A 26,396-nucleotide genomic window follows, 5' to 3' on the forward strand; every position below is an offset into this window, starting at 1 on the left:
TTTATTTTTTTCTATAGTTTCATACGTAACTCATGACAACAAAAGAAATACTAAAACTTGCAAAAAGTTCCATCGAAATTGAGATTTCTGAACTCCAAAAATTATCCGAACGATTAGACGACAGCTTTATTAAGGCCGTAGAAACCATCAACGCAGCCAAAGGAAAACTGATTATCGTTGGAATCGGAAAATCGGCGCACGTTGCAAATAAATTAGTAGCAACATTGAATTCTACAGGAACACCTTCCCAGTTCTTACATGCCTCAGAAGCCATTCACGGAGATTTAGGATTAATTCAAAAGCAAGATGTGGTTCTTTGTATTTCGAATTCGGGAAACTCTCCTGAAATTGTGAATTTGATTCCGTATTTGAAAAAATATTCTTCTGCTTTAATCGGGATGACAGGAAACTTGAAAAGTAAGCTAGCGGAAAACTCGCATATCATTTTAAACTCCTATGTAGAACGTGAAGCATGCCCAATCAGTTTGGCTCCAACAAGTTCTACAACGGTACAAATGGCTTTGGGTGACGCTTTAGCAATTTGCTTAATGGAAATGAAGAAATTCAAAGACACCGATTTTGCTAAATACCATCCTGGAGGAAGTTTAGGAAAGAATTTAACAGCAACTGTAGATCAATTCGTTTCTCAACAAAAACCTGAAGTTCCAGAAATTGCGAATATTCGTGATGTAATTATCAGCATTAGTGCTTCAACTCATGGAATTACCGTTGTTACCAATGCTGGAAAAATTTTAGGCGTTATTACCGACGGTGATCTTCGTAGAATGTTGATGAATAATGAAGATGTGAGCAAACTTACCGCTTCTGAAGTAATGAGTAAAAACCCGAAATCGATTGAAAAAGTCGCTTTAGCAAAAGAAGCAATGCGTATTTTGAAAGCCAACAATATTGGTCAACTGATCGTAACCGATAACGGAAAATATTACGGAATTATAGATATTCACCGTTTGTTAGACGAAGGAATTAATTAGTATGATGACAGAAAATCAAGTGAAATACGACTTCTCCCTTTCGAAGGAAGATTATTGGGAATATTATTTATACCACGCGTCAACCGATCCGCAAACATTAGCAAAACGCAAGAAAAATCATGGGATGTTTCTTGTGGTTTTAGTAGCGATTACCGCATTTTTCATTTATCGAAACTATACGATTAATCAGCAATTTAATGCGATGTATATTGGGATTTATCTCATATTATTGATTGTCGCAGCTGCTTTACGGAAGGTTTTAGAAAAAAATAGAATTAAAAATCTATTGTTGAAACAAATCGATCAAGATTTGGCTTCCGAAATTGGAAAAACACATGAAATTCAGTTTTCAAATAACGGAATTCAATTAACTGAAAACGGCGCGACAGCTTTAATCGCGTATTCTGACTTGAAGCGAATTATTGAAGCACCAAATCATTTTTACCTAATTTCGAAAGATGATTCGGCTTTAATTGTACCTAAAGAAGCTATTGACGCTACTTCTTTTGAAAATTCTTTACAAGAAATTGCCACGGAAAATTCGATTTCATACGATAAAGATTTAAAATGGAAATGGTAGATTTTCATACGTTGAGATTATTACCTAATTTCGCAACTTCCTAAACCTGAGAACAGATCGATGAGTGAAGAAAAAGACATGTCTTTTTGGGGACATATTGGAGAGCTTAGAGGCCATTTAATTAGAAGTATTATTGCCATTATTGTTGGCGGATTGATTGTTGGTTTCAACATCAATTGGATTATGGATCATGTTTTCTTTGGCCCAACACGAAACGATTTTGCAACTTTTGAGCTTATCAATCATTTTTCTCGTGAGTTTTTAGGACACGACAGTTTTCATCTTCCTGATGAGTTCCGAGTACAACAGAAAAAACTTTTCCAACAGTTTAACGTGATGATGGCAGTTGCCATTTTTGGAGGAATGGTTTTAGCGTTTCCGTACATCGTTTGGGAACTTTGGCGTTTCATCAGTCCCGCTTTGCATCCCAACGAGCGTAAGAATTCTGCATTTATGATTAATTTCATTTGGATTCTTTTTGCCTTAGGAATTTGTACGGGTTATTTCTTGATTTTACCTTTAGCAATCAACTTTGGATTGTTATTTAAAATATCCAATTCCATAGAGCAGTTATTCGATTTATCAGATTACACGACGCTTTTCCTACAAGTTGTTTTAGGAATGGGATTGATTTTCTTATTTCCTGTAATTGTCTATTTCTTAACAAATATTGGAATTTTGACACCCAAATTCTTGAGAACGTACCGAAGACACGCTATTGTTTTAATTATGGTGGTTGCGGCAATTGTAACGCCAGCGGATGTTTTCTCGATGATGGCAGCGGCGGTTCCGTTGCTGTTATTGTACGAATTCAGTATTATTATGGCGAATCGTACGTATAAAAAAATACAAAAGCGTGAAGCAGCATCAGCTGTAGCGAAAACGCAGGACTAATTTTCAAAACTTTTTCAGATTTCATTTTAACATTCAAAATTAAATTTTTGACGATGTTGAATGCGTATTTTTCAAGCATCGTACAAGTCAATTCAAAAATTCCTATTATTTTTGAAGTCGAAATTTCAAATTCATATGAAATTTCAGCATTCAACCACAATTTAGGAATATGAAAAAACTTTTTATATCGTGTATTTTCCTTTCGGGAATTGCATTTGGACAACAATTCACCAAACAAGATACACTGAAGGGATCTAATACCGAGTTTCGAAACTTTTGGGATGTTAAAAAATACGAACTGACCGTAGAGCCGAATTTTGAAACTAAAGCTCTTTCGGGAACCAATAAAATTTCACTAGAAATTGTAAAAGATGTACTGAATCCCGTTTTTCAAATTGACCTTCAACAACCGATGGATGTTGACAAAATCAAATGTTCATTTGCAACCATTGATAATCACAAACGAGATGGCGATTTTATTTTCATTCAATCTAAAGGGAAATTCAAAAAAGGACAAAAACTTACGATTGATATCGACTATTCTGGAAATCCAACGATTGCAAAACGCGCACCTTGGGACGGCGGTTGGGTTTTCACCAAAGATACCAATGGAAATCCTTGGGCAACTGTAGCTCAGGAGGGAATCGGAACTTCCGTTTGGCTTCCCATCAAAGATATTTGGAGTGACGAGCCCGATCACGGAATTGTGATGCATATAGTGACACCAAAGGATTTAGTTGGCGTCGGAAATGGTCGATTAATTTCGCAAAAAAAAGAAAACGGGAAAAATGTTTTTACTTGGCAAGTAAAGAATCCCATCAACGATTACAGCATCGTGCCTTCTATCGGAAAATACGTTAATTTCAAAGAAACCTATGCCGGTGAAAAGGGAAAATTGGACTTGGATTATTGGGTTCTCGATTATAATTTAGAAAAAGCCAAAAAGCATTTTCAGATCGTTCATCCGATGATGAAAGCGTTTGAAAATTGGTTCGGTCCGTATCCTTTTTATGAGGATTCCTACAAATTGGTGGATGCACCGCATTTGGGAATGGAACATCAATCGAATGTTGCCTACGGGAATAAATATCTGAACGGGTATCTTGGTCGCGACCTTTCCGGAACAGGCTTTGGCTTAAATTGGGACTTTATCATTATTCATGAAACGGGACACGAATGGTTCGCCAATAATATTACTGCCAAAGATCAAGCGGATATGTGGATTCACGAAGCGTTTACCACCTATTCGGAATCATTATTTGTAAATGATTTTACGAGCAAAGAAGCAGGTGACAAATACACACAAGGCCTTCGAAATAATATTCAAAACGACATTCCAATTATAGGAAAATACGGCGTCAGAAATGAAGGAAGTGGCGATATGTACCCAAAAGGTGCCAATATGATTCACACGATGCGCCAAGTGATCAATGATGACGCGAAATTCCGAATGATTCTTCGAGGAATGAACAAGGATTTTTACCATCAAACAGTAACTACAGAGCAAGTTTTGAAGTATTTCAACGATAAAGCAAAATTTGATTTCAAAACGATTTTTGATCAATTCCTGAGAACAACTCAAATTCCAACTTTCGAATATCAACAAAACGGAAAGGAATTGAAATTTAAATGGATAAATGCAATCGATAATTTTAATTTGCCAATTCGTGTAAAGCAAGGTTCAAAGGAAATTACGTTGAAGCCAACAAATAGCGTTCAAACTATTCAACTTCCAGATGCAAGTTCTATTGAAACGAATCCGAATTATTACGTGAAATACAACAACACGATATTATAAACTACGATTCCATTTTTAGCCGAATCCTGAAGGTAGAACCTTTGTTGATTTCGGTTTGGGCAACATAAATACTACCTTTGTGGTAATCATGAATAACGCGGTGCGCGAGACTTAAACCAAGTCCCCAACCGCGTTTTTTCGTGGAAAAACCGGGATTAAAAACCTTTCGAGCTTGCTTGCTGGTCATTCCACAACCGCTGTCCTTAAAATCGATCACCAAACTTTTGTTTTTTTCATACATGGAAACGTGCAATTTTCCTGCACCTTTCATGGCATCAACGGCGTTTTTCACCAAGTTTTCGATGACCCACGAAAACAGAATTCGATTATGCGGAAGCAAAATTTCTTCTTCGGGAAGTTGCAAACTAAAATCGACTTTCGTTGAAATTCGGGTCTTCAGATAATCGAAATTCTGTTGCAAGGTTTCATTCAGATTATAATCATTCAACTCCGGAACCGAACCGATCTTTGAAAAACGTTCGGAAATCGTTTTCAGCCGAACGATATCTTTTTCAATTTCGGAAACGCCCATAGCATCCGCATTTTCCATCTTCATAATTTCAATCCAACCAATCATGGATGATAATGGCGTACCAATTTGATGAGCCGTTTCCTTCGCCAAACCCGCCCAAAGAAAGCCTTCATCTTGCTTTTTCACCGTTCGCATCAACCAAATGGAGCAAAATAAATACGCCAAAATAAACAAGCCCAAAAACAAAGGATAGTATTGTAAATTGTTTAGCAATCGGCTGTTGTCAAAATAAACGTATTGTTTTGTGTCGGCAAAATTCATTTCAAACGGCTTATAATGCCGCTCCATTCCTAGAATATATTTATTAAGTTTCTCAGGATTGCTTAACACATCTGCAGGAATATTTTTATACGTTCCTTCTTCTAACAAAGGTTTTTTATTAGCATCCGTAATGATCAAAGGAAGTTGATTATTTTCTTCTAAAATAGGCAAAATTAAGTCCATCGTTTCTGCGGAAACCGACTCCGAGTTCTTTTGTAAAAACTGCATGGATTTCACCAACAATTCTACCCTGCTCGTTTCACGAATTCGTAAATCTTTAATCAAAACGCCTGAATAGACGATCATTGCCGTAATTACAAGCGTAAAAAGGACGTAAACAAACCAAATATTAATTTTTGATAAATAGGGCTTCATGAAACTATTTCAGCGAATTTAAAACTTGATACAAGGCATCGCTGATGTTTCCGCCTTGATAATTGTTAATGATGATGGCAAACGTGTAATTTTTATAGTATCCCGCAAACGATTTGGTGTCTTTCATCGTTCCACTTTTCATTTTCATACCATTTCCTTGTGTTAGAAACCCTTCATAAAAAGCCGAATACCATTCTTGTTTTTTCGCGTATTGCAACGCTTGAACTTCCGCTTTTGCAGAAACATAATTTTGAGGTGAAAGTCCGCTTCCGTCGGCAAAATTAATAGCATTTCCATTAATACCTTTTGTCTTCCAAAATGATTTTAAATAATCAATTCCAGCAGAAAAACTTCCTTCGTCTTTCTTTTGCTTTGCCATGGTTTTCACGAAAGCTTCTCCGTAAAGGTTGATGCTTTTTCGCATAAACCAATACACGATTTTATCTAAAGTTGGCGATTTATATTCTAAAATCGCCGTTTTATTTTGATTTGAATTGATACTTTTTCCGTCGATAAGATTTCCAGAATACGTTTGCACCGTTCCAGAAATAGAAATTCCATTTTTTTGAAGTTCAGTATGAATTTCACTTCCTAAACTAAGTGGCGGATTGGGTGTTGCTCCAGAAACCGTCATCGTTTTTCCTGCAGGAAGTTTTCCGTTGATGTAAGCTACTTCGGAGTGCGGAGCCGTAAAAATCAAACTTTGATCAGAATTTCCCGAAGCTTTCACTTCGGAAACCCATTCCACATTCGGTAAATCGATATTGGATTTGATGATTTTACTTCCATTCATTTCCAAATCAAATTGGTTTTCACGCCAATTCACTCCCCAAACTCCGGCTCCATAATAATTTCCCATATCGTTCCAAGGCCAACCACCAGGCGTCGTTTGGAAATCAAAATACGAATCATCAACTATAATATTTCCTTTAATCGAACTAATTCCTGCTTTTTTGATTGCCTCTAGAAGTTGTTTCTTGAAATCTTCGGGTTTGTAACCATCGTACCGCCAACTTCCCAACGTAGGATCACCATTCGATTGAATGTACAAATCACCTTGTAATTGACCATTTTCTAATTTTCCTGTATATGATGCGGTAGTTGTGTATTGATAGTTTTTCCCAAGCGTTTCTAAAGCCGCAGCAGCCGTGAAAATTTTCTGAGTTGATGCTGTAGAAAGTCCTCTATCGCCTTGATATTCATACACTAGTTTACCATCTGCATCACTAACATACAAGGACAAATTTGCCGCCGAAGCCGCATTTGTTTTTAATAAATTTTTAACGGCTGTATCTAGTTTTTGCGAAGTGGTTTGCGCAAATGCCATTTGGGAACACACCAATAATCCAACAAAAAATATCTTCATAAAAATCAACTTCTAAAATTAAATAACGAAAAAAAATAAAAAATATTAATTTTCTAAAGCGTACACTGCAAAACTAGCCAACCAATGATCGCCACCATAATTTCCTTTAAAAATCAGGGGTAATGCATTATTTAAAAAACGATTAGCATCTTGTTTAAATGCATTTTTCAGCTTATGATTTTCGGGTAATGACTTAGAAATCCCCTTCATACACCACGCACGCGAAAACGATAAACCTACCAAATGAACGGTTTGAAAATCATTCAAATCACTTACAATAGGCATTTGTTCAATGTTTTTTAAACTTCGCTTTGAGTAAAATTTGGTCAACCATGGTCCAAATTCTTTTTGCGGTAAAATCCGACGCATCAAATCGGCAATTTGTAAACTCGGTGAGAAAAAATCACTCCCATCAGGTTCTAAATATGCTGGCGTGTCTTGATCATTCAAATAAAACTTTTTGGAATTTGAAATCAACAAACTTTCAAACTCTTTTTTCTGAGCAACCCGAGCCCAATCAATTGCAAAACCTAATGCAAAAGCGGAATTCGGATGAACTCCTGTTCGGTTTGGATAGGTTTGTTTCGGTAAATACAATGACCACAAATCCACAACTTTTGATGTTAGTGGTTGCAAATTTTGATGCCACTTTTTGGCTCTTGGATCATTCCATGTTAGTAATTCTTCATCCAATTTCAGCAACCAAGCCCATCCATATGTTCGCTCAAAAGTAGAACTTAACTGAAATTTTGTAAAATAATCTGCTTCAGATTTTAACTTTTCAGGTTGAAAAGATTGATCTAAAATTCGTTCAATTTCCTTTGCATTTGCGAGATGCGGTTTTGTTTTCAGTAATCGCACTAACATCCAATGTCCATGGACAGAGCTATGCCAGTCAAAACATCCATAAAAAGAAGGGTGCAATTCTTTGGGTGACAAAGTAACTTCCTGAGCCGTATTGATGATATGCGCTGTTTTATTCGGATATTCCTGATTGATACAATGCATTGGAAGTTGTGCAAGTTGAGATGCTACTTCATCCGTTAACGAAGGTTTTTGCTGACTAAAAGCCAAAAAAGGCAATAGAATTGGGATTAAAGCTAATTTCATTCATTAAAAATACTAAAAACTCTCCATTTTTACGAACAGAAAAAAATAAGCTCTTTCCATTTACGAAAAGAGCTTAGCATATTTAATTTTTTCCAAGGACAAAAACCGCTGGAATTTTGTGAAGATCAATTTTCGAAGTTTTCCAATCTTTGATTTTCAAAGTTTTAACCATTTCATCTTGCGGATGATTGACATTTGCCGAAATAGAGAGCAATGTATTTGGAGCCAAAAACTTGGTTAAATCTTCCAACAATTGATTGTTTCGATACGGTGTTTCCATGAAAATCTGCGAGTATCCCGTTTTTTGAACTTGACTTTCTAAAAATTGAATTTTGGATTTTCGTTGCCCCTTATCAATCGGTAAATACCCATGAAACGTAAATTCTTGTCCGTTGAATCCACTTCCAATCAACGCTAAAATAATAGACGAAGGCCCGTTTATAGGAACTACTTTGATGTTATTAGCATGCGCCCATTGAACCATAATGTTTCCAGGATCTGCAATGCAAGGTAGTCCAGCTTCTGAAAGCAAACCAAAATCTTGACCTTCCAACATTAGTTTTTGAGCTTCTTTTAAATCATTTGACTGCGAATATTTATCAAGAACATACAATTTCAAATCACTTTGTTTTTTCTCTGGAGCGAAAAATTTAACGACTTTACGGGCCGTTTTTTCATTTTCAACAAAGAAATAATCCGTCTTTAAAATATAGTCTTTAATGACAGGTGCAAAATAATCGAGCGGACTCGCATCCGATAAATAGGCAGGAATTAAAAATAACATAGCGCAAAATTACGAATTCTTACAAAGCGGAAGTCTGAAGTTTGGCTGCAATTTTATCGGAAGCTTCATCAAGCATTTCAAAGACTTTCTCAAATCCTGAAATTCCACCATAATACGGATCAGGAACTTCATTTCGTCCCATTCCTGCAAACTCCAAAATAAGATGAACTTTCGATTTTTGAACTTCAGAATCAGCCAAGTTCAAAACATTAAAATAATTCTCTTCGTCCATACAAAAAATGAAATCAAAGGAATCCAAATCCGATTTTGTAATCGGACGAGAACGTTGATCGGTAATATCGATTCCATAAACACGAGCCGTAGAAATCGATCGTGAATCTGGCAGTTTACCTTGATGCATCGCAATGGTTCCCGCGGAATCAATTTCGAAATCACTAGAAAGTTTTGATTTTAGAATTCCTTCTGCTAAAGGGCTTCTACAAATATTCCCTAAACAAACCATCAATATTTTCATAACGTAACTTTTAGGCATAAAAAAAGGAATTTCCCAAACTTGCATCCGAAAAATTCCTATCTATTATTTTAGTATTCTTATTGTTTGATACGTTCCGTAAGGTCTTTCACAAACTTTTTAATCTCTTTATCAATTTTGGATACGTCTTTAATCGTATCGCAAGCGTACATCACGGTTGAGTGATCTTTTCCGCCCATTTCTTCACCAATTTTCGAGAATGTCGCGTTGGTTAATTCTTTAGAAAAATACATCGCCAACTGTCTTGGTAACGCCACTTCTCTACGTCGTGATTTCGAAAGTAGATCTTCTCTCTTGATTCCAAAATACTCGCAAACCACTTCTTGAATGTATGGAATATTGATTACCTTCTTCTGAGTCGAAGCGATTTTGTTAATCGTTTCTTTTAGCAAATCTAAACTTAAATCAGACTTATAAACCGTAGAATACGCAATTACAGAATTGATTACGCCGATAAGCTCACGAACGTTAGATTTTACTTCACCAGCAAGAAAATCAACCATATCTTCGGTTAAAACAATTCCGTCACGGTGTAGTTTTTCTAGGATAATTTTCTTTCTCGTATCGAAGTCTGGAGATTTAATCTCTGCAGAAAGTCCCCACTTAAAACGCGAAACGATACGTTCTTGAATATCTTGAATGTCAACTGGAGCCTTGTCCGACGTTAAAATAATCTGTTTTCCGTTTTGATGTAAATAATCAAAAATATGGAAGAAACTATCTTGTGTCGCTGCTTTTCCAGATAAAAACTGAATATCATCGATAATCAAAACATCTACCATTTGATAGAAATTTTGGAAATCTGTTTTGTTCTGAGCTTTCGCCGCAGAAACGAATTGTTGAATGAATTTTTCCGAAGAAAGATATAGAACCACCTTCTCAGGATACAAATTTTTCACTTCAAGCCCAATCGCATGAGCCAAGTGCGTTTTCCCAACACCTACTCCACCATGAACAAATAAAGGGTTGAAAGCCGTTGCTCCAGGGCGTTTTGCAATAGATTTCGCAACCGTAGATGCAAATTTATTGCTCTCTCCTTCAATAAAATTATCGAATGAAAGTTGAGCGTTTAGGTTGGGTTCAATAGTCACCTTTTTGATTCCAGGTGCAATAAAAGGATTTACTAAATTTTTCGCTTTTGGAGTCGCTTCCTGAACTTTAGGAGCAGGAATCGAATTTCCTTTCATGTTCTGAACAACAGGCTTTTGCTGTCCTACAGGTTTATTTTCCATTACAGAATACCACAACTTCACCCCTTTACCAATGTACTTACGTAAAGCAGCTGAAAGAAGAGACAAATAATTGTCTTCAATATATTCTTTATAGAAATCGCTAGGAACTAAAAGCGTAAGATTGTGATTCACCAAAGAAATAGGCGCCACTTTTTCGAACAAAAGATCAAAAGACTTTTCAAGCTTCTTAAGATCATCATTGTCTTCCGTAGCATTTAAATTGTCTCTCATAAATTGGAGACATCTTTCCCATATCAACGATAAATCTTGATCCATTATTTGTGCGAAAAATTTTAATTTGAAACGTTAGTAATTATCCTCAGACAAAGATGCCATAATTATTGTGGAAAAAAAAATCTTTGATGTATTGATTATTTAAAAATATATTTGTATGTCTTATTAATCACTTGAAAATGCTACACACAACACATTCAATACGAGTTCGTTACACAGAAACTGACCCTATGAAATACGTCTATTATGGTAACTACGCTACCTATTTTGAAGTTGCCCGCGTCGAACTTTTTCGAAGCATCGGTATTTCGTATGACGAGATCGAAAATCGTGGAATTTGGCTTCCCGTTTCAGACTATAAAATTAAATATTTAAAACCAGCTAAATACGATGATCTATTAGAAATTCATACTTTTATAAAAAAAATCCCGGGCGTTCGAATTGAGTTCGAGTACGAAATTTACAATGAAAAAGGGGAAAAACTAACGGAAGCCTCTACAACTTTGTACTTTCTCGATGCCGAAAAACAAAAAATCATTCGTTGCCCCGAATTTTTAATGAACTACATCGAAAAACATTGGAAAAATGAATAAAGAAAACATCATTCTCGCATCAACCTCAACACTTTTTGGAGGCGAGTATTTAGAATACTTGAAAAACGAAATTATTTCATTATTTCATGGAATAGACGAAATTATTTTCATTCCGTTTGCAAGGCCTTCTGGACTAACTCATGACGCATATACTGAGAAAGCACGACTTTTCTTTGCAAAACTAAATATTCAAGTTCGCGGACTTCATGAATTTGATGAAATGAAACAAGCGCTACAAAGCGGAAAAGGCTTTTTCACAGGCGGTGGAAACACATTTTTATTGGTAAAAACATTGCATGAAAATGGTTTAATGAACGTTCTAAAATCAGAAGTTCAATCGGGAAAACCGTATTTAGGTTGCAGCGCAGGAAGTAATATTGGTGGATTGAATATGAAAACGACGAACGATATGCCGATTGTGTATCCTCCAAGTTTTGAAACGATGGGCTTGGTTCCGTTCAATTTGAATCCGCATTATTTAGATCCAAATCCGGATTTACATCACAATGGCGAGACTCGAGAAACTCGAATTCTAGAATTCTTAACCCAAAATGACACGATGGTTGTTGGATTGCGAGAAGGAAACTGGATTCGAAAAATTGGAGATTCTATTACCGTTCAAGGCGAAAACGAAACGCGAATTTTCATTCAAGGAAAAGAACCTTTTGAAATTAAATCGGGTTCAGATTTACTTCAATTGAACTAAAATTAAAAAAGCTGCATTTTTCTAGTGCAGCTTTTTTTATTCTCTATTTTAAAATTCCTTAAGCAGGATATTCTGGTTTTTCATTTTCAGCTTCGGAGATTTTGTATTTCGGCGAAATAAGCATTAACACCACACCTGCAATCATAAACGGTAACGATAGAACTTGTCCAGTGTTCAAAGTCCCCAATTTAATAAACTCTTCACCTTGCGGTTCTTTCAAGAATTCTACAAAGAAACGAATCGACCAAAGCACAAAGAAAAAGAAACCAAAAAGCCATCCTTGCTGGTATTTTTTATTGGTATAACGATACAAAATCCACAAAATTACAAATAAGATAAGATATCCAATAGCTTCAAACAATTGCGATGGATAACGCGGAACCGTCGCTCCATATTCATTACTCATGTTTGGAAATAACACGGCGAAAGGCGAATCTTCAGCAACAGCTTTTCCAATAATTTCTGAGTTGAAAAAATTCCCCATTCGAATAAAGAAACCTCCTAAAGCCACAACAATTCCTAATCTATCATACACCCAAAGCGGATTTTTCTTGATAATTTTAAATGAATAATACAGTGTTGTTAAAAGTAAAGCAATGGAAGCACCGTGACTTGCCAATCCCATAAAACCAGTAAATTCTAAAGTTGGTTTCGTACGAATCGGAAGGAAAACCGACCAAAAATCTTCTTTAAACAATTCGGGTTGATAGAAAATAACGTGACCTAAACGTGCTCCTAAAATGGTTCCGATTAATGTCCACGTAAACAAAGGTTCCAAATATTTGTCGTTAACATTGTCGATTTTGAAAATTCGATGCATCAACAAATACCCTAAACCAAAGGCAAAAACAAACATCAAACTATAAAAATGCAAGGTAAATCCTCCGATTTTAATTCCTTTGGAAGGATCCCAAATTTTATATTTCGTTTTTAGTTCTACCGTACTTCCCTGCCCAATCAATTCATTTTTGCTTTGCGGGCGGTACATATATTTAATATCGTTTTGCTCTTGAGCAACCGGTTGGAAATTCTTATCCAGAATCTGAAAACCCGAAAATGCAAACATTTGATACAATCCTGAAGCCTGATCGTTAAGATCATCATTCAAAATTACTAAAACGTTATTCGGAATTTCTTTTTTAGAAAATGCATCCAAATCATGACCCGAAGTCGTTGAAAAGATTTTTACGGGAACATTTTTTTGGTTTACTTCTAAAACCCCATCAGACAAACCGTCTGGATACAATTGTGCGAACGTTGACTGAAAAGAAAACGCCAACATGACCATGACAAATCGAAGAAAAAACTGCTTCATTTACTCTAGTTTAACATTATTTTTTGGGCGGTACAGGATCATAACCACTTCCACCCCATGGATGACATCTCAAAATACGTTTCACTCCCATAAACAGGCCTTTAAAAGGTCCATGAATATTCAGCGCATCGACCATATAATGAGAACAAGTAGGCTGATACCTGCAATTATTTCCCAAAAATGGCGAAATCGCACCTTGATAAAATTTGATCAATAATATCAATGGAAAGGATAGTATTTTGTACATTGTCGATTTCAAAACGCTACAAAAATAACTTAAAAAAGTCATACATTTGAAAAGAAATCCCCATTGATTCCAATTTCGTACACAACCTTTTTCTTTTGCAAAACCGCTTTTGCAGAAATTACGTTTTAGATAGTTGGTAAACTATTTTTGAAATTGTTACACTTTTGGGTGATTCATTTGAGAAAAAATCATGAGCAACATTCCTTTAGCTGAAAAATTACGTCCTAAAACATTAGATGATGTCCTTGGACAAGAACATTTGACGGGAAAATCGGGTCCCATCCGAAAAATGATTGAAAATGACACCTTGAATTCATTGATTTTTTGGGGACCTCCAGGAACGGGAAAAACGACTTTAGCCGAGATTATCTCGGAAAACTCGGGACGAAAATTTTATAAACTTTCGGCTGTTTCCTCAGGTGTGAAAGACGTTCGAGATGTTATTGAAGAAGCCAAAAAGCAAAATCTTTTTTCAGGAAAATCACCCATTCTTTTTATTGACGAAATTCATCGTTTTAATAAAAGCCAGCAAGATTCGCTTTTGCATGCAGTAGAAAAAGGCTGGATCGTTTTGGTGGGTGCAACAACAGAAAATCCAAGTTTTGAAGTTGTTTCGGCTTTGCTTTCTCGATCGCAAGTCTACGTTTTGAAAGCGCTTTCGTATGAAAAGTTGGAAGAGTTAATTGATATTGCATTAGAACGATACAATCAAGACGAAAAGGAAAAATTCAAAATTGAAGAAAAAACAGCATTGATCCAATATTCAGGTGGTGATGCTCGAAAATTAATAAATTCTGTTGAAATCGTTCTTAATCAATACAAAAACTCCAAAAAAGAACGTATTTCTAATGAAGACGTATTGGCTGTTTTACAAGAAAATATGGCGCTTTACGATAAAAATGGTGAGCAACATTACGATATTATTTCAGCCTTCATTAAATCCATTCGTGGAAGCGATCCTAATGCGGCGGTCTATTGGCTTGCCAGAATGTTAGTTGGTGGTGAAGACATTAAATTTATCGCCCGCCGAATGGTGATTTTAGCATCTGAAGATATTGGCTTAGCCAATCCCAATGCGTTAACGATGGCGAATGCGTGTTTTCAAGCCATCAACCTCATCGGAAATCCTGAAGCTCGAATTATTTTAAGTGAAACGGCGGTTTATCTTGCTGTTTCGCCGAAAAGTAATTCAACATACCTTGCCATCAATATGGCGATGGATTTTGTAAAAAAGACAGGAAATCTTCCGGTGCCTTTGCATTTGCGAAATGCGCCAACCAAGTTGATGAAAGAAATGGATTATGGTAAAAACTATCAATATGCCCATTCCCATCAAGGAAATTTTGTGGATTTGGAATTCCTTCCGCAAGAAATTACTGGAGTACAATTTTATGAACCAGGTTCTAATTCTACCGAAAAAAAAATCGCGGAAGAACTCAAGAAAAAATGGAAAGACAAGTACAAATAAATAAAGCACTGAAAAATCAGTGCTTTATTATTTGAAAAATCTAATGTTAAATATGAATGAATGTTTTTTGCTTAATCATTTAATCGAATTTATAATCACAAAAAAAATGCCGTTAATGATAACGGCCATCTTTTCTTAACAAACTTTATAAAAACTTTATAAACCGTTAATAATTCGGTAAAATTGTCTTTTGTGTGATTTGCTCACGGACAAAATTTCTTATTTCTATTATTCGTCCAAAAGAAATTCGTCGTAATCTCCTAGGAAACGAGCTTTCGCATGAATTGATTCCAATTCTGCTAACGAATTTTGATACAAAACGTTATCCCAATCGCCATTCACATTGATAAAAAAGAAATAATTTCCTAAACCTGTTTTCAGCGTTCGGGATTCAATTTTTGAAAGGTTCATTTTACGCCAAGCAAAAACCGAAAGAACTTGATGCAAACCTCCCGCATGATCTTCCGGAAGTGTGATTAGCAAAGACGATTTTCGAGTAATGGGAACTCTATTTAATTCTATTCTGTTTCGTTGTTTTGAAATCACGATAAAACGGGTGTGATTTTGTTCAAAATCCTGAACATTTTCATGTAGAATTTTCAAGCCATACAATTCCGCCGCCGACTTATTAGCGATCGCCGCCCATTTTTCATTGGGATTATCCGCAACACGCTTTGCAGAAGCCGCTGTAGAACTAAATTCTTGAGTCGGAATATCTTTAAAATAGGAAAATCTGAAATGAAATGTTTGCGCTAACGCCTGCGGATGCGAATAAATTTTCTCAAACGTATCGTTATCAGGATGAACCATCAAATGATGGGCAATGGGTAAAACAGCTTCGCCTTCGATAAAAATATCTTCGAAATCATACAACAAATCCAACGTCATCGAAACCGTTCCTTCAATGGAATTTTCCAAAGGAACGACGGCCTTATCAACCATTCCGTTACGTACGGCGTAAAAACAATCCAAAATGGTGGTTTGAGGAATAATTTCTTCGTGGGCAAAAATTTTGGAGGTCACCAACTGCGTAAAACTAGCTTCTGGACCTAAAAATGCAATTTTCATCTTGCAAAAATAAAAAAAGCACTCAGATGAGCGCTTTATTTTATTAAATTCCTGGGGATAATTTCGGTTTGCTATGAACAGCAAGGAAATTTTGTCCTTCCACCGAAATCAAACTGTATTCATTTTTCGGACTTTCTACCAAATTGTATTTTGACGAAACCTTGTTTCCATCCACATAAATTGGCTGCGAAGGATCTAGATTATATTTTTTGTTTAAATCTTGAATCGAAACCGTTTCCAATGTAGGAGAATCCTTTTTCACTTTAACTAAAATAATACCTGATATCGGATTATCAAAAAGCGTTTTAAACTCCTGTGGTGAATTTGCCGCATTTGTAAGAACGGTAACCGACTCAATAACGTCCATTTTTCCATCCAAGACATTCAAATTAGTTGAAACCGCATTTTCTATGAAATAAATTGACTTCGATAATTCAAAAACTTTTGAAAACGCGTAATTTCTTTGATCTTGTTCTTTTTTCGAAGTTCCTTTAAAATCGTTCTTCAAATCTTGAGCTAATGCAAAACTTGAACAAAGCGCCAATGCGAAAACAATTCCTTTTTTCATAACATTCATTTTTATCAAATATACTCTTTATTCTGATTTCATAACAGGAGTTCTTTCCGAAATTCCGTTCGCGTTAAACGCTTCAATCTGAAAATAATACGAGTCAACACGATCAGCTCCTGTCCAGAAATATTCATTTTTACCGTAAACCATGATGCTTCCATATAATTTGTCAGGATCTTTCCCAAAATAAATGACATAACCGTCAGCTGCGATGTTTTGACGCCATTTCATCCAAATGCTTCGTCGCTCGCCAAACTTCTTCGGATCTGCTCGAAGTGGAACAAAATCTTCTACCATTTTCGGGGCAACACCGCCGCCTTTTCCAAAAACTCGGAAACCACTCAACGCAAATTTCCCCGTTGGCATTTTCAAGTTTTCCATTTTCATGAATCGAGCGGTTGCTGGTTTTTCCAATTCAACATAATCGTGCGGAACGTCTTTTTGGTTCTTGGATTTGTCAACAATAACTTTCCAATTTTTACCATCATTAGATCCATAAATTTTGTATTGATGCATCTTTCCATGAGTTTTTCCCATAAACTCAACATCCTGATCGGCATAATTTATCTGAATCGCATTGATTGTTGAAATTTCTCCTAAATCCGTTTGAAACCACTCACCCGAATTCCCCGATTTGGCCGACCAATAGGTTTTAATATCTTCATCCACAGCATAATTTGGTTGATAACCTCCTATTGTTGACGAAACCTGAACAGGCTTATTGTAATTCAACAACATCCAACCCGTGAATAAACCTTTTGTAAAGTCTTTTCCTTGTGCATATTGAGGCAACAACGTTGGATAATCGCCGTACGCCGTATTGCTGTACATGACATCATCTTTATCAAAACCAGCAGGCCAAATCCCTAAACGTCTTTCGAAATTATTTTTAGTTGAAATAAAAATCGTTGAAACATGCCAATAATTGCTGAAATTATCTTGGAACGTTGCTCCATGACCAGCACCACGAGCAAAACCACCTGGTTTGTAGGAAAATGGATTGTGCTTTTGGTATTCATATCCTTCGAGCGGATTATTACTTACATAAACGCCATCTGCATATCCGCTAAATTCGGTTGCTGGAGCGCCATACTGCATATAGTATTTTCCATTATGTTTCGTCACCCAAGCGCCTTCTGTAAAGGGTTGCAAGAAAACATTATCATTGTATTCGCCAAAACGTTCCCAGCCGTGATCTTCAGGCTTCAGCTTAATTATAGGTTTCACAAAACCTTCCGATTGCAATGTTTTGGTTTTCACTTCTGTTCCTAAAAGAGGCCATTCGTTGCTTGAACCCCAATATAAATAGAGTTTGTCTTTATCTTCATCATAATGAAAAGCAGGATCCCAAGCGCCAACTTTTAATGTATCAACAGCGATCTTCCAATCATCAACAGTAGGATTTGTGCTTTTCCAAATCGGAAAATCTTGCTCCCAAGTCGAACCGTACACATACAACGTATCTTTCATCGCCCAAACAGCAGGTGCATTAAGATCATGAATGTATTTGTTATCGCGGAGAAATTTACGTTTAACAAAAGTCCAATCCAACATATTATCGCTATGCCAGTAGCCTTCTTGATTGGTAGAAAAAAGAAATAATTTTTTCTGAAAATTAACAATGACTGGATCAGCCGTCGCACGATGCTTCCCTTGTTTAGAAAAAACGTCAAAAGGCGTATATCCATAATCGATATTAATAGGATTGCAATAGGTTTTTTGTTGCGCAAAAGCCAATGCCGAAACCGACATAAAAACAGGAATCCATCGATTTTTAAAATTCATAACCACACAATTTAGCTTATAAAATTAGAAAATTAAAACCAAAAAGACGAGGGAATTACGTTTTGAAATCAGCGTTCATTTCGTATCTTTGTGGGCATTAAGAATTTAATAAAAGGAAGAATGAAATTTTTTATTGACACAGCCAATCTCGAACAAATTAAAGAAGCTCGTGATTTAGGTATTTTAGATGGTGTAACAACCAATCCTTCATTAATGGCAAAAGAAGGAATCAGCGGTGCTGAAGCCATCAAAAACCATTACAAAGCGATTTGCGAATTGGTAGATGGAGCTATTTCTGCGGAAGTACTTTCTACAACGTACGAAGAAATGATTAAAGAAGGTGACGAGCTTGCTGCAATTCACCCGAACATCGTGGTAAAAATCCCGATGATTAAAGACGGAATCAAAGCGTTGAAGTATTTTTCTGACAAAGGAATTAAAACCAACTGTACGCTTATTTTCTCTGCTGGACAAGCTTTGCTAGCTGCAAAAGCGGGTGCAACGTACGTTTCGCCTTTCTTGGGAAGATTGGATGATATTTCTACAGATGGTTTGGCTTTAATTGAAGAGATTAGAATAATCTACGATAACTACGGTTACGATACAGAGATTCTAGCAGCTTCCATTCGTCATTCGATGCATATTATCAACTGTGCAAAAATTGGTGCCGATGTGATCACATCACCACTTCCTCCGATTTTGTCTTTATTGAACCACCCTTTAACAGATAAAGGTTTGGAACAATTTATCGCAGATTCTAAAAAATTAGTGTAAGCTACTTTTCTAAAAATAAAAAACCCCTGAAAATTCAGGGGTTTTTGTTTATTCTTTAATTAAATCTTTATCAATTGGAGTGAGATCATATAACTTTCGAGTCTTAGCTTGTTCGTTTTGTTTGCGTTCCATTTCCTTCATATCAACTTCTTTTCCATTTTCTATCATTTTAAATGAGGTAACAGTGCCACTCATACTTCCCGTCATTGCACGCATAGATTTCCCTGGATCCAAATAGTTTTCTTGATAGGCTTTTCTAAACTTATCGTAGTTAATTTTCATCAACTTGTCCTTTTTGATGTTAGCTACAGTAAACTTATTTTTAACTCCTTCTAATTCGAAGGTGTATAAGTTTTCCAAATCTGAAATTTTGACAATAAGCCCTGGCAATCCGTGAAAAATATAGGGTCCATCTTGAACCGGAATATCTGATGTAAACCAAGCTATCCACTCTCTTCCTAGATACGAAAGCGACGCTTTTTGACATTCCCATTCGCCAATTTTTTGTTTTTCTGGAAGAATTTTCCATTCTGGTTTGCGGGTTTCATCATACTCGAACAAATTACCACCAACTCTATCCATCACGGTTGTCGTATAGCTAGGATAGGTTTTGTTCACAATTGGAGAAAACGTTGCCATTTTCACACCACTAAAATCTAAGTTGAAATTTCCAGTTCCTTTTGCTTTTTGAATGGATGAAGAAATAGTTGAGTCTGCTATTACTTTATCTTCGTTATAGAATAGAGAGCCTTCTTTGGAAACCACCAAAGCAACCATTTCTTCTAAGGGCTTTTTTTCAGAACCATCTTTGCTATTCTTTTGCATGGTCAATTTATACGTAAATTTTTGGTTTTGAGCAAAGCTCATTGCAGCTGCCATTACGGCAAAAAGTAGAAATAGTCTTTTCATGAATCGTGATTTTTTTTCGATGTTAATTTATATAAAATTAGTAATCAATATTTTATTTTTTTGAATTAAAAAACCTAAAAATTACTTTTTAGGTTTTTCAAGATTATTCATAAAGATTAGGTTCAATCTTGTTATTGTCTTTTTTGATCCGTTCTTTTGCATCTTGTTCCATAAAACGCAATGCTTCTTCGTTCGATGAAGACATCTTTCCACTATTATCTTGAAAACGAATCGTTACTTTATTCGTAGGCCCCGCACTAGCGAGCATTTGACGCATTTCTTTAGCTGGATCATTCGCATATTCTTTGTACGACTTCTTGAATTGAGCTGCGGTAACATTTAATTCTTTACCATTCAATCCACCAATCACAATGCTTTGTCCTGGAATATTTAAACTTTCATCCGTTGCTTTATCGGTAGCAAAAGTGGTATTTCCTTCCAACGTAATACGATGTGTTTTAGATGCATCTTCTAATTTCACAATCAGACCTGGAAGACCATGAAACTTGTACGGTCCATCTTGAAATGGTAAATCGCTAGAAAACCAAGCCGTCCATTCTCTTCCGCCAAACGAAGTTGTTGCTTTTTGAGCCATATATTCGCCTACTTTTTCCTTTTCAGGTAGAATATTCCATTGCATTTTAGAAGTATCTAGTACTTTGTAGCGATAGTTTCCAATAGATGTTTTTAGAATCATTTCAAAAGAAGGATAGGTTTTAATAACTTCTTCCTTCACCAAACCTTGCTTTCCTGTTGACTTTACGGAGAAACTTCCTGGTGTTGTTCGCATTTGCTCCTTAATTTGCGCAGTCATAATGGAGTCTGAAATAAATTTCTGACGGCTGTAATAATGCGAACCTGTTGGTGTAATATCCAAATACATCATTTCCGTTTTCACCGTATCTTTTACATTGATATCGGGAACAAATTTGTATTCGTACATAAAACGTTGATTCTGTGCCGATACTAAAGCTGAAAAAGCTAAAAATAAACCTAGTAAAAATTTCATATTAATCTCGTTTTAGTTCTATTTTGTTATTGTTTTTACGCAAACGTTCCTTGATAATTTCCTCTTGCTTTTTCATGTCAGCGCTTTGTCCATCCGCCATAATCATAACCATCCCGCCCATTTGCATTTGTCTATATCCTTTTGTAGGATCATTTTCATAATCTTCTACCAAACGATTGTATTGTTTTCTATTAATTGCAATTTCTTTAGCAGAAAAAGGCATTTCAACTTTTTGAACTGAATTTTTGATTCCTTTTAATTCAAAACGATGGGTTCCTGTTCTATCTTCCAATTTAACAATTATGCCGGGTAAACCGTGAAATTTGTAAGGACCATCTTGAACAGGAATATCGGTAGAGAACCAAGCAATCCAATGCCGCCCACCGAAATCGGTTTCTGCTTTTTGAGCATTCCATTCACCAATTTTTTGTTTCTCTGAACTTATTTTCCAATTCATTTTTCGATCCTCCGCTACTTTGTATTGATCTGACAATAAACGAGTATGCATGAAAACATCGTATTTCGGATAGGTTTTGGTCACCGAATATCGAACATCTCCTTTTCGCATATCGGAGCGAACATTAATTGATCCTGTAGCTTTCAATTGTTTTTCTAAATCCGCTTTCATAATTGAGTCGGATTCAAAAACAGTTCGGCTGTAAAAATGCGATCCTTCCTTGAAAGCATCCAAATACATGAGTTCATTTTTCACATCTTCTTTATTTGTGGAGTCCATTACGAATTTATATTCGTACATAAATCGTTGATTTTGTGCGAAATATAAAGCAGAGAATAGGATTAAGAAAATCGTTAATTTTTTCATAGTACAGTGATCTGGGAATTTGGAATTTAGTTTCGAGCGCCTGCGACGCTCGAAACTAAATTAATAGCTATTATTTTTTTAGGATTATTTCAATTTCGTTTGCCTTTTGACCATCATTGTTATTTTTGAAAACACTGATATGATCAATTTTTTTAGGATCTAAATCTTTTATATCTTGTTTAGAAGCCTCTTTCCCATCGATTGTAATCTTAGTGTATGATTCATCTTTGAAATTATCTTTCGAGAATCCTTGTCCTTTAGCCGTAGGATAAGCATTAACATTCAACATCCAACCTGGTTCTATTTTTAAAGAAGATTTTGGAGGCGTAGGCGTTTTTGGAGTTGTAGGCGTAAACGTATATCGAGATGAACTTGTAATGTACTTATCCGTTTTCAAAAGCTTTGCTCTTTCTTTTGCCAATTTTGCAGCTTCTTCAGCAAGTTCTTTTTGTTTTTTGTTTAACTCATTAAGTTTTTTCTGTTCTTTTTTGGTAAGAGTTTGCCTTGCTTTTGCATCATCATAAAATACACTTTCTAGGCGATAAACGTTTGATTTTCGCAATTCCTCATTAGCAATTTTACTTGCTTCAGCTGCCAATTTATTGGCTTCTGCCGCTCTTTTTGAAGCTTCCTTTTTTATAGCATCTAAATTTAGCTCAGTCCCTTCAACAACTTTCCACTCTTGATCCGTATCCTGGTATTTACCAAAATATTGCTTTACATACGATGAATCCATTTCAACACCATTAATTATAACCTTTTTAATTTTTCCCTGATAATCTCTTAATGGCAATTTTCGCATAGCAGAATCTAATATGGCTAATTTTAATTGCTTTTTTGCAATCTCAACTTCTTTATCACCGTTTGAATTCAACTTTAAATTTTTCAATTCCAATTTCAATTTTTCTTGCTCTTTTTTAATTTTATGAGCTTCCAACTCGATGCTCTCACCTTTTGGAGTTTTAGCCTTTGCGGTATCTGAAATTTGAGTTTGACCCATTTCCTCAACCATAGCTTTCAATTCGTTGTTCGTCGTTTTTATTTCTCTATTTTTAGCGTTTACCAAATAGGCAAAGGCCATGACAAACAAAATGGGTAAGGCAAAAAGCCTACGCGCATAACTGTACTTTGTTTTAGGTTTTTGTAACATTTTTAATCGTTTTTTTAGGTTTGAGCTTAAAAACGGACTGGTTGCGGGCAATACTTTTCCGGAAAAGTGGCTTGCCAAAAGCATCTGCGCAAATGCTTTCGTATCCGAATTCTTCACCGATTTTTTATCGGCTAAATACTCATGAATTAAAGAGATTTCTTTTTTGATGATATGAAAAAATGGATTGAACCAAAATACAGCAACCAAAACCTCTGATAAAAGCTTGTCGATACTGTGTTTCTGTTCAATATGAACCATTTCGTGTTTTAGAATTTGGCGTCCCAAATCCGATTGCAAAAGGATGGTATCTTTCCAAAATAGATTTCGGAAAAATGAGAAAGGCGCATCCAATAAGTTTGTTTGATAAAACTTAATTCCTTGGATACTTTCTTCGCTAAACGTTCTTTTAAACTGTATAATCTTTACAATTCCATAGCCCAATTTGGCTAGAAAAAAGAAAGAAACCAATCCAAGAGCGTAAGCAGCATATTGAAGATAAATGTAGTCATGGTTATCTGTATTAGCGGTATTAAAATTCTGAAACTTACTCAACAAAATATACATACTAGAATCTACTTCGATGGTAAAATAATCTATCTTCAATAGAGGCAATACCAAAGAAACAAGCAACACGCCAACCAAGTAAAACCGATTGTAGTGATGAAACGTTCTGTCTCTTAAGAACAACTGATAGTACGAAAATAGTACACCGGAACATAAAATCATTTTACCGATGTAGAGTAAAATTGCTTCCATTAGTCCTTATCTTTAAGTTCGTTTAACAACATTTCAAGATCTTCAATGCTCATTTCGTTCTTTTCGACAAGGAAAGAAACTGCATTTTTATACGATCCTGAAAAATAATTTTTCACCAAACTTTTCATAGATTTTCCGCTGTACTGCTCTTGCGTAATCATCGGAAAATATTCATGCTGTCTCCCAAAAACCTCAAAATCAACAAAGTTTTTGTCCTTCAAAACTTTTAATATGGTAGACACCGTATTGGTATGAGGTTTCGGTTCTGGAAACTGATCAAGAACATCTTTTAGAAAACCTTTTTTGATTTTCCATAGATATTGCATGATTTGCTCTTCTGCTTTGGTTAACGTTTGTATCTTCATCTCAATAACTAATTACGTAGTGATACAAATATAGATATTAAAACAATTTATACAACTATTTTTTTAGTGATAAATGTTAAGTTATTGATTTACAATCAATTAAATTTAAATTTTAATACTTTAATAAGAATTTTGGCTGAAATATTAACGAAAATTGGGAAGGAAAAAAGCCAAATAAAAGCACAAAAAAAGGAGAATCACGACTTGATTCTCCTGTTGGTAGCGGGGACACGACTCGAACGTGCGACCTCCGGGTTATGAGCCCGACGAGCTACCTACTGCTCTACCCCGCGGTATATTTTCTGTAACGCCTACCGAAAGCGTTGTCTTAGTAGCGGGGACACGACTCGAACGTGCGACCTCCGGGTTATGAGCCCGACGAGCTACCTACTGCTCTACCCCGCGATATTGGACTGCAAATATACGACTATTTATTCACCTTCCAAATTTTTTTCCCTTTTTGTCGTACTTTTATTAAAATTTGTACCTTTGGATTATGGCAAAAATTCTAAAAATATACCCAGACAATCCTCAAGAAAATCTTATTAATGAGGTAGTTAAAACACTGGCAAAAGGTGGATTAATAATTTATCCTTCGGACACAGTTTATGCCCTTGGTTGCAACATTTATGATGTGAAAGCCATGGAAAAGCTGGCTCAACTTAAAAAAATCAAGCTTGAAAAAGCCCAATTTTCGATTATCTGTAACGATCTTAGTCACCTTTCTAGCTTCACAAAACCAATTGATACGTCTGTTTTTCGATTTTTGAAAAGTCATATTCCTGGACCATTTACGTTTATTTTAGAAGCAAATAAGAATTTGCCCCTTGCTTACAAAGGAAATAAGGAAATTGGAATTCGAGTTCCCGACCATTCTATTCCGCAGTTAATTGTTGAAAAACTTGGCCATCCTATTGCATCTACATCCATTAAAGATGATGATGAAATCCTCGAATATTCTACCGATCCAGAACTCATAGCAGAGAAATACGATCATTTAGTGGATATAGTTATCGACAGTGGTTATGGAGATAATGTGGCTTCAACCATTGTAGATTTAACTTCTGGTGAACCTGAAATTATCCGACAAGGTAAAGGCGAATTGTAAATCCAAAACTATGAATTGGTCCAATCAAATAACGGACTTGCTCAAGATTCAATATCCTATTCTGCAAGCACCTATGTTAGGCGCTTCAAGCATTCCTATGCTTTTGGCTGCTCAAAAAGCGAATTGTCTTGGTTCTTTGGCTTTAGGTGATTGGGATGGCGAAATTTGTCTTGAGAAAGTTAAAGAAGTTAAAACGCTAACAGATCGACCTTTTTCAGTAAATATTTTCGCTAATGCAATTCCAGAAATCACTGATGAATTGCGAGAAAAATACAACAGAACAAAAAAACGTTTAGAAGCAATTGCGTTTCAACTCAATTGGGATGTTCTTTTCCCAGAAATTGATGCCATAAAACCGCAAGGTTATCGAAAACAAATTGAGAAGATTATCGAAGGAAATATCAAGATTTTAAGTTTCACTTTTGGAAGTTTAGATCGAGAAACCATTCAGCAATTAAAAAGTTACGATGTTATTTTAATCGGAACATGTACTTCGCTAAAGGAAGCTTTAATTCTCGAAAATTTGGATATCGATATTCTTTGCGTACAAGGTTTGGAAGCAGGTGGACATCGAGGAAGTTTCCAAGAAAATAAAATTCCAAAAATCGGCGGTTTTGCCCTTTTAAATGAGGTTTCTAACCATGTGAAAACTCCTTTAATTTATGGTGGCGGAATCAGAAACGGAAAAACACTTCTTGCTGCGAAAAATTTAGGGGCACAAGGTTTTGTTGTTGGTACCGCATTGCTGTGTTCAGAAGAAAGCAATTTCAAACCCTTTGAAAAACAAAAAATCAGCAATCTTTCTGAAGATGAAATTATGCTCACGAAAAGTTTTTCAGGTCGCTATGCGCAAGGAATACGAAATAAGTTTATCAACGAGCTCGAAAATTCGAATTTGATTTTGCCATATCCTTATCAAAACAAGCTTACTCAGCCGCTTCGCGATTATGCAAAAAAAATGGAAAATACAGATTTTGTTGGAATTTGGGTGGGACAAGCCTTTCGAAATCTTAAAACAACTTCTACAACAGAAATCTTAAGACAACTAATTTCAGATGCAGAAACTTTGAATGCTTAAACGCTTTCGCTAATTTTACC

At 35.7% G+C, this 26,396-nt stretch carries 26 protein-coding genes and 2 tRNA genes; 10 read left to right on the plus strand and 18 right to left on the minus strand.

Annotated features, from left to right (window positions below; translation table 11 throughout):
- Nucleotides 1-32 precede the first annotated feature (32 nt).
- The 4 genes from AC5XHR_RS02710 (at nucleotide 33) to AC5XHR_RS02725 (ending at nucleotide 4,264) form a co-directional block, all read left to right on the plus strand.
- Complete coding sequence (locus AC5XHR_RS02710; RefSeq protein ID WP_495949241.1) at nucleotides 33-992, plus strand: KpsF/GutQ family sugar-phosphate isomerase; 960 nt, start codon at nucleotides 33-35, stop codon at nucleotides 990-992.
- Between the two features lies 1 nt (nucleotide 993).
- Complete coding sequence (locus AC5XHR_RS02715; protein WP_495949242.1) at nucleotides 994-1,572, plus strand: YcxB family protein; 579 nt, start codon at nucleotides 994-996, stop codon at nucleotides 1,570-1,572.
- A gap of 60 nt (nucleotides 1,573-1,632) precedes the next feature.
- A complete protein-coding gene (gene tatC / locus AC5XHR_RS02720) occupies nucleotides 1,633-2,466 on the plus strand; it encodes a twin-arginine translocase subunit TatC (protein ID WP_495949243.1) in 834 nt (277 codons plus the stop codon).
- A 169-nt stretch (nucleotides 2,467-2,635) separates the two neighbouring features.
- The gene (locus AC5XHR_RS02725) at nucleotides 2,636-4,264 is read left to right on the plus strand and encodes a M1 family metallopeptidase (protein ID WP_495949244.1); all 1,629 of its coding nucleotides are present in this window, start codon (nucleotides 2,636-2,638) and stop codon (nucleotides 4,262-4,264) included.
- Between the two features lies 1 nt (nucleotide 4,265).
- On the opposite strand, the gene AC5XHR_RS02730 is transcribed toward AC5XHR_RS02725, so the two are convergent.
- From AC5XHR_RS02730 to dnaA, 6 genes are all read right to left on the minus strand, one after another.
- Nucleotides 4,266-5,432: a sensor histidine kinase gene (locus tag AC5XHR_RS02730; RefSeq protein WP_495949245.1), complete on the minus strand. Its 1,167-nt coding sequence runs from the start codon at nucleotides 5,430-5,432 to the stop codon at nucleotides 4,266-4,268.
- Between the two features lie 4 nt (nucleotides 5,433-5,436).
- The gene (gene dacB, locus AC5XHR_RS02735; protein ID WP_495949246.1) at nucleotides 5,437-6,798 is read right to left on the minus strand and encodes a D-alanyl-D-alanine carboxypeptidase/D-alanyl-D-alanine endopeptidase; all 1,362 of its coding nucleotides are present in this window, start codon (nucleotides 6,796-6,798) and stop codon (nucleotides 5,437-5,439) included.
- Nucleotides 6,799-6,843: 45 nt separating this feature from the next.
- Nucleotides 6,844-7,908, minus strand: a complete 1,065-nt coding sequence (locus AC5XHR_RS02740) for a DUF2891 domain-containing protein (RefSeq protein WP_495949247.1) — start codon at nucleotides 7,906-7,908, stop codon at nucleotides 6,844-6,846.
- Between the two features lie 82 nt (nucleotides 7,909-7,990).
- Nucleotides 7,991-8,692, minus strand: coding sequence for an SAM-dependent methyltransferase (locus AC5XHR_RS02745; RefSeq protein WP_495949248.1), 702 nt, complete (start codon nucleotides 8,690-8,692; stop codon nucleotides 7,991-7,993).
- Between the two features lie 19 nt (nucleotides 8,693-8,711).
- Nucleotides 8,712-9,167: a low molecular weight protein-tyrosine-phosphatase gene (locus tag AC5XHR_RS02750; RefSeq protein WP_495949249.1), complete on the minus strand. Its 456-nt coding sequence runs from the start codon at nucleotides 9,165-9,167 to the stop codon at nucleotides 8,712-8,714.
- A 77-nt stretch (nucleotides 9,168-9,244) separates the two neighbouring features.
- Nucleotides 9,245-10,693, minus strand: a complete 1,449-nt coding sequence (gene dnaA / locus AC5XHR_RS02755) for a chromosomal replication initiator protein DnaA (RefSeq protein WP_495949250.1) — start codon at nucleotides 10,691-10,693, stop codon at nucleotides 9,245-9,247.
- 137 nt (nucleotides 10,694-10,830) lie between these two features.
- Between dnaA and AC5XHR_RS02760 the strand changes: the two genes are divergently transcribed.
- A complete protein-coding gene (locus AC5XHR_RS02760; RefSeq protein WP_495949251.1) occupies nucleotides 10,831-11,244 on the plus strand; it encodes an acyl-CoA thioesterase in 414 nt (137 codons plus the stop codon).
- A complete protein-coding gene (gene pepE, locus AC5XHR_RS02765) occupies nucleotides 11,237-11,950 on the plus strand; it encodes a dipeptidase PepE (protein ID WP_495949252.1) in 714 nt (237 codons plus the stop codon). Before AC5XHR_RS02760 ends, pepE begins: the two co-directional genes overlap by 8 nt.
- A 58-nt stretch (nucleotides 11,951-12,008) precedes the next feature.
- On the opposite strand, the gene lgt is transcribed toward pepE, so the two are convergent.
- Both lgt and yidD read right to left on the minus strand, forming a co-directional pair.
- Nucleotides 12,009-12,866, minus strand: coding sequence for a prolipoprotein diacylglyceryl transferase (gene lgt, locus AC5XHR_RS02770; RefSeq protein ID WP_495949707.1), 858 nt, complete (start codon nucleotides 12,864-12,866; stop codon nucleotides 12,009-12,011).
- Nucleotides 12,867-13,281: 415 nt separating this feature from the next.
- Nucleotides 13,282-13,512, minus strand: a complete 231-nt coding sequence (gene yidD, locus AC5XHR_RS02775) for a membrane protein insertion efficiency factor YidD (RefSeq protein ID WP_495949253.1) — start codon at nucleotides 13,510-13,512, stop codon at nucleotides 13,282-13,284.
- Nucleotides 13,513-13,699: 187 nt separating this feature from the next.
- Between yidD and AC5XHR_RS02780 the strand changes: the two genes are divergently transcribed.
- Complete coding sequence (locus AC5XHR_RS02780; RefSeq protein ID WP_495949708.1) at nucleotides 13,700-14,980, plus strand: replication-associated recombination protein A; 1,281 nt, start codon at nucleotides 13,700-13,702, stop codon at nucleotides 14,978-14,980.
- A gap of 228 nt (nucleotides 14,981-15,208) precedes the next feature.
- On the opposite strand, the gene pheA is transcribed toward AC5XHR_RS02780, so the two are convergent.
- The 3 genes from pheA to AC5XHR_RS02795 are packed head-to-tail and all read right to left on the minus strand — an operon-like array spanning nucleotide 15,209 to nucleotide 18,404.
- On the minus strand, nucleotides 15,209-16,048 hold the full coding sequence (gene pheA, locus AC5XHR_RS02785; RefSeq protein WP_495949254.1) for a prephenate dehydratase: 840 nt from the start codon (nucleotides 16,046-16,048) through the stop codon (nucleotides 15,209-15,211).
- Between the two features lie 43 nt (nucleotides 16,049-16,091).
- The gene (locus AC5XHR_RS02790; protein ID WP_495949255.1) at nucleotides 16,092-16,616 is read right to left on the minus strand and encodes a hypothetical protein; all 525 of its coding nucleotides are present in this window, start codon (nucleotides 16,614-16,616) and stop codon (nucleotides 16,092-16,094) included.
- Between the two features lie 27 nt (nucleotides 16,617-16,643).
- The gene (locus AC5XHR_RS02795; RefSeq protein WP_495949256.1) at nucleotides 16,644-18,404 is read right to left on the minus strand and encodes a discoidin domain-containing protein; all 1,761 of its coding nucleotides are present in this window, start codon (nucleotides 18,402-18,404) and stop codon (nucleotides 16,644-16,646) included.
- A gap of 120 nt (nucleotides 18,405-18,524) precedes the next feature.
- Here AC5XHR_RS02795 and fsa point away from each other — a divergent pair, with 120 nt between their 5' ends.
- Nucleotides 18,525-19,178, plus strand: coding sequence for a fructose-6-phosphate aldolase (gene fsa / locus AC5XHR_RS02800; protein ID WP_495949257.1), 654 nt, complete (start codon nucleotides 18,525-18,527; stop codon nucleotides 19,176-19,178).
- A 48-nt stretch (nucleotides 19,179-19,226) separates the two neighbouring features.
- On the opposite strand, the gene AC5XHR_RS02805 is transcribed toward fsa, so the two are convergent.
- From AC5XHR_RS02805 to AC5XHR_RS02835, 7 genes are all read right to left on the minus strand, one after another.
- Complete coding sequence (locus tag AC5XHR_RS02805) at nucleotides 19,227-20,087, minus strand: GLPGLI family protein (RefSeq protein ID WP_495949258.1); 861 nt, start codon at nucleotides 20,085-20,087, stop codon at nucleotides 19,227-19,229.
- A 103-nt stretch (nucleotides 20,088-20,190) separates the two neighbouring features.
- The gene (locus AC5XHR_RS02810) at nucleotides 20,191-21,096 is read right to left on the minus strand and encodes a GLPGLI family protein (RefSeq protein ID WP_495949259.1); all 906 of its coding nucleotides are present in this window, start codon (nucleotides 21,094-21,096) and stop codon (nucleotides 20,191-20,193) included.
- A 1-nt stretch (nucleotide 21,097) separates the two neighbouring features.
- On the minus strand, nucleotides 21,098-21,919 hold the full coding sequence (locus AC5XHR_RS02815) for a GLPGLI family protein (RefSeq protein WP_495949260.1): 822 nt from the start codon (nucleotides 21,917-21,919) through the stop codon (nucleotides 21,098-21,100).
- A 70-nt stretch (nucleotides 21,920-21,989) separates the two neighbouring features.
- Entirely contained in the window at nucleotides 21,990-23,825 is a 1,836-nt protein-coding gene (locus AC5XHR_RS02820; protein ID WP_495949261.1) for a M56 family metallopeptidase, read from the minus strand.
- Nucleotides 23,825-24,190 carry a BlaI/MecI/CopY family transcriptional regulator gene (locus AC5XHR_RS02825; protein ID WP_495949262.1) on the minus strand — a complete coding sequence of 122 codons (366 nt, stop codon included), beginning with the start codon at nucleotides 24,188-24,190 and terminating at the stop codon, nucleotides 23,825-23,827. Before AC5XHR_RS02825 ends, AC5XHR_RS02820 begins: the two co-directional genes overlap by 1 nt.
- 217 nt (nucleotides 24,191-24,407) lie before the next feature.
- A tRNA-Met gene (locus AC5XHR_RS02830) sits at nucleotides 24,408-24,483 on the minus strand.
- A 39-nt stretch (nucleotides 24,484-24,522) separates the two neighbouring features.
- Nucleotides 24,523-24,595, minus strand: a tRNA-Met gene (locus AC5XHR_RS02835).
- 91 nt (nucleotides 24,596-24,686) lie between these two features.
- Between AC5XHR_RS02835 and AC5XHR_RS02840 the strand changes: the two genes are divergently transcribed.
- Nucleotides 24,687-25,298: an L-threonylcarbamoyladenylate synthase gene (locus AC5XHR_RS02840; protein ID WP_495949263.1), complete on the plus strand. Its 612-nt coding sequence runs from the start codon at nucleotides 24,687-24,689 to the stop codon at nucleotides 25,296-25,298.
- Nucleotides 25,299-25,308: 10 nt separating this feature from the next.
- Entirely contained in the window at nucleotides 25,309-26,376 is a 1,068-nt protein-coding gene (locus AC5XHR_RS02845; protein WP_495949264.1) for an NAD(P)H-dependent flavin oxidoreductase, read from the plus strand.
- The last annotated feature ends 20 nt before the right edge of the window (nucleotides 26,377-26,396 follow it).

The organism is Kaistella sp. CFF1-2, assembly GCF_059509915.1.